Genomic DNA, 3,971 nt, shown 5'->3' with positions numbered 1-3,971 from the left:
GGGCGGGTTCGCGGGTTACGCCTGGTAGGGCGTCTCGGCGCGGGCGGTGCGCAGCGCGTGGCCCCACCACGACAGCTGGTCCAGGAGCTTCTTCGCGGCACCGTCGGCGCCCTCGGGCGCGGCACCGTCCTCGAAGGCACCCCAGGGGTTGTGGAAGCTGATCATCTCGCGGATGGTCGTGGCGTGGACCTCGGCGAAGACCTGGCGCAGGTGCTCGGCCGCGCGCAGGCCGCCGCCCATGCCGCCGTACGAGACGAGGCCGACGGGCTTGGCGGCCCACTCGCTCAGGTGCCAGTCGATGACGTTCTTCAGCGAGGCGGGGAAGGAGTGGTTGTACTCCGGGGTGATCACGACGAAGGCGTCGGCCGCCTCGATGCGCGGGGTGATGCCGTCCTTGATCTGCTGGGTGGCGGCGTCCAGCTCCTGGCCGAAGCCGGGGATGGCCAGCGGCAGCGGGTGGTCGATCACGTCGATGACGTCGACCTCGACGTCGGGGTGCTGGGTGGCCTGGCGGACGAACCAGTCGCCGACCTTGGCGCCCAGGCGGTTCTCGCGCACGCTCCCGATCACGACGGCGAGCTTGAGGGGTGCAGTACTCATGGGTTCTCCATGTTTCAACGTGGGTGCGGTCAGATGGGGTGCGAAAAGGCAGGCGCGTGGCCGGTGTGCACGGGGCGGGGCCCGGTGCTGCCGCTGTCTGCCGGCCACGCTACTGGCGGGATGTCCCGCCCGGGCGGCTCACGCCGTCGCCCTCAGCGGCTTTGGCAAGTCACTTGCCGGTGGCCCGGGTTACGCGGCGCCGGCCAGCAGCCGCTCGAAGGCCGCCCGGCTCTGGTCGCCGACGAGGGGGGCCGTGCCGTCGGCGAGGAAGACCGGTACGGCGCGTACGGCCATGGCCCGGGTCCGCTCCAGACGGTGCGTCAGTTCGGCCTCGTCGGCGGCGTCGGGGGCGGTGTGCAGGCCCGCTTCGGCGGCAAGCCGGCCGAGCGTGCCGGGGTCGGCGATGTCCAGGCCGTCGGTGAAGTGGGCGCGGAAGAGGCGCTCGGCGATCTCCTCGCCGCGGCCGTGCCGTTCGGCGTGGGTGATGAGGAGGTGCGCGGGGCGGGTGTTGGCGTTCACCGCGCGGTCGTAGTCCAGTACGAGCCCCTCGCCCGCCGCCTTCTTCGCCATCGCGGCCGCGGAGTCCAGCGCCGCGGGCCCGAACTTGCGCTGCAGGACGGTCTTGAGCGGTTCGGGAGCGGGCGGCGCCGCGGGGTCGAGCTGGAAGGGGAGGAAGGTCACCTCGGCGCTGCCGCCGGCCGCGCGGTGGGTCTGCAGGGCCTGCTGCAGGTGGTGGTAGGCGAGGTAGGAGTGGGCGCAGATGACGTCCAGGACCATGGTGATCTTCATCGGGGGCCTCCGGGGGCGTGGTTCGGGTGAGCGGCGCGGGTCAGCGCACGGTCGCGGTCTCGGACGCGGCCGGGGCCTCGGTGGTGCCGGCGGTGTCGGCGGGCGGGGCGGTGCGGGTACCGCGGCGGGCGTTGCGGGTGAACAGGAGAGCGGCCAGGGCGAGTGCCGGCACGCCGGCGACCAGGAAGAAGCCTGCCTCGAAGCCGGTGGCGGCCAGCAGCGGGCCGACCAGCAGCGGCGAGACGAACTGCCCCGCGAAGGTGGCGGTTCCGGACAGCGAGGTGGCCTGGCCGCGGACGGCCTCGGGGACGCCCTCGCCGATCAGCACGGTCACGACCGGGAAGAACACGCCCTGGCCGATACCGAAGAGGACGGGGACGAGGAACAGCAGGACCGGCTGGCTGGTCACCGCGAGGAGGGCGAAGGACACGACCCACAGGGCGACGGCCACGTGCAGCAGGGTGCGCTCGCCCAGCCGTTCGCGCAGCGGGGCGTAGCCCAGGCCGATCAGGCTCATCACGGCGGACATGGCCACGGTGTACAGGGAGACCAGCATCGGGCTCGTGACGCCCGCGGCGGCCAGCTGCTGCGGCAGGAAGACCATCAGCGCGTACAGCAGCAGCGAGGAGAGGAACTGCAGGCCGTACCAGGCGAGGAGGATGCGGTGGCGGCGCAGCAGGGTCAGGGCGCCCATGGGCGGGCCGGCCGGGCCGCCGGCGGGCACGACGTGCTTCGGCAGGACGAAGAGGGTGGCGATACCGAGCGGAACGGCGATCAGGTAGATCGCGAAGGGCAGGTGCCAGGAGATGCCGCCCACGGCACCCGCGGCCAGCGGCCACAGGACGCCGCCGAGGCTGGTGGCGGTGGACCGCCAGCCCATGGCGCGGTCCTTGGCGCGGCCCTGGTAGAGGGAGAGCAGCGCGACGGTGGTGCCGGCGAAGACGAAGGAGGCACCGGCGCCGAAGACGAGGCGGGCGACGATGAGCGCCGGGTAGCTGTCGATGAGTGCTCCGGCGCCGCCGGCCACGCCGTAGACCAGGAGGCCGACGGCGAGCGGCACGCGGGTGCCGAAGCGGTCCAGGAGGCGCCCGGCGAACGGGCTGACCAGGGCTATCCCGAGGCTGTGGACGGTGACGACCAGCCCGGCCGCCGTGCCGCTCACGCCCAGGTCACCGCGGAGGACCTCGATGACCGGGGAGAGCACCGAACCGGCCATGACGGTCAGGGTGGAGGCGAACAGCAGGAGGGGGAACACGCCGGCGCGGGGCGCGGCAGTGGCGGTGGCGGCGGTCATCGGGCCACTCCGATCGCGAGGTTGCGCACGGGGGCGCGGGTGGGCAGGCCGTGGTTGGTCAGGCGCAGGACGCGGGCGTTGAAGGCCATGAAGGGCTGGATGAGGCCGTCGACGCAGACGAGGAAGGCGAGGGTGCCGATGCCGACCGGGCCGCCGAGCAGCCAGCCGAGGGTGAGCAGGACGCCCTCGATGCCGACCTTGGCGAGCCAGAACGGCACGTGCAGGCGCTGGTTGAGGCTGATGACCAGCAGGTCCATGGCGCGGATGCCGGTGCCGCTCATGATGATCAGCGCCGAGCCGTAGGCGCACAGCAGGACGGCGGTGACCAGTGCGGGCACCGAGGCCAGCCAGCCCAGGTCGGCCAGGCGCATCAGGTCGATCAGGGAGCCGCAGAGCAGGAAGGTCACGAAGGGCATCAGGACCGGGCGGCGGCGGTTCCAGACGGACCAGACCAGGATGCAGACGGCGGCGATGGCGGCCTGGGCCAGCCCGATCGTGCCGGGCAGATGCTCCAGGAGCCCGAGGGAGAGGACGTCGAGGGGGTCCACACCCATTCCTGCGTGGATGAAGAGCGTGGCTCCGGCGGCGAAGACGACACAGCCGACGAGGTAGAGCGCGTAGCGCGAGAGCCGGCTGCGGTGGGTGGTGTCGGCATCGGGGCGCGTGGGGGCGGAGGTGTGGGTCACGACGGTCTCCCTGGGCGAGGTGAGGAGGTCCGCGCTGCCGCCCGCTGCGGCGGGCGGCGCGCTGTCAGGCGTTGACGAAGATGAGGTTGTTGCCCTGCGGGTCGGTGATCTCGAACCGCTCGCCGGTCTTGTGCGGCGCGATGTCGGTGGCGCCCAGGTCGGCCAGTGCCTGGTGGGCCGCGGGGATGTCGACCTCGGTGAAGGCGATACTGATGGGCTGGTCGCCCTTGGTGTTGGTGACGATCAGCTCGCCGCCGTGCCCGGTGTCGAAGACGAAGGTGGTGCCCGGGTACTCCTGCAGAACCTTCAGGCCCAGCCGGTCGCGGTAGAAGGCGACCATGGCGTCCAGGTCGTCGCAGAAGAGCTTGGTGACCGTGAGCTTGCCGAACATAGTGGTGTCCTTTCGTGGGGTCCCAGTGGCCGGTGGTGTGGGGCCGCCGACGGAGAGGAGGTGGGACAGGAAGCGGGGTTCCGCGGGGTTTCCCGGCGGCTCCGACACGAAGTAAACTACACCGTGCAGTTCACCTTGTAAACCGCTGAGTGCAATTTGAGGAGCCCGGCTGCCATGACGCCTTCCGCCACCCCCCGCACGACCCCCGATC

The 3,971-nt window shown here is 72.0% G+C and carries 5 protein-coding genes; all 5 read right to left on the bottom strand.

What is annotated here, in order from left to right:
• Positions 1-15: 15 nt before the first annotated feature.
• Positions 16-600 carry an NADPH-dependent FMN reductase gene (locus CCS38_RS22645; protein WP_223735148.1) on the bottom strand — a complete coding sequence of 195 codons (585 nt, stop codon included), beginning with the start codon at positions 598-600 and terminating at the stop codon, positions 16-18.
• A gap of 189 nt (positions 601-789) precedes the next feature.
• Positions 790-1,389, bottom strand: coding sequence for a DsbA family oxidoreductase (locus CCS38_RS22640; RefSeq protein WP_223735147.1), 600 nt, complete (start codon positions 1,387-1,389; stop codon positions 790-792).
• 40 nt (positions 1,390-1,429) lie between these two features.
• A complete protein-coding gene (locus CCS38_RS22635; protein ID WP_223735146.1) occupies positions 1,430-2,683 on the bottom strand; it encodes an MFS transporter in 1,254 nt (417 codons plus the stop codon).
• Positions 2,680-3,369, bottom strand: coding sequence for a YczE/YyaS/YitT family protein (locus CCS38_RS22630; RefSeq protein WP_223735145.1), 690 nt, complete (start codon positions 3,367-3,369; stop codon positions 2,680-2,682). The genes CCS38_RS22635 and CCS38_RS22630 overlap by 4 nt, the downstream gene beginning before the upstream one ends.
• Before the next feature lie 64 nt (positions 3,370-3,433).
• Positions 3,434-3,760, bottom strand: a complete 327-nt coding sequence (locus tag CCS38_RS22625; RefSeq protein ID WP_051831754.1) for a VOC family protein — start codon at positions 3,758-3,760, stop codon at positions 3,434-3,436.
• Between the last annotated feature and the right edge of the window lie 211 nt (positions 3,761-3,971).

The sequence above is a fragment of the Streptomyces purpurogeneiscleroticus genome (assembly GCF_020024005.1).
In the GTDB taxonomy this organism is placed as follows: Bacteria; Actinomycetota; Actinomycetes; order Streptomycetales; family Streptomycetaceae; genus Streptomyces; species Streptomyces purpurogeneiscleroticus.
The sequence above is the reverse complement of the archived record's forward strand: the minus strand, read 5'-3'. Positions and strand labels throughout refer to the sequence as shown.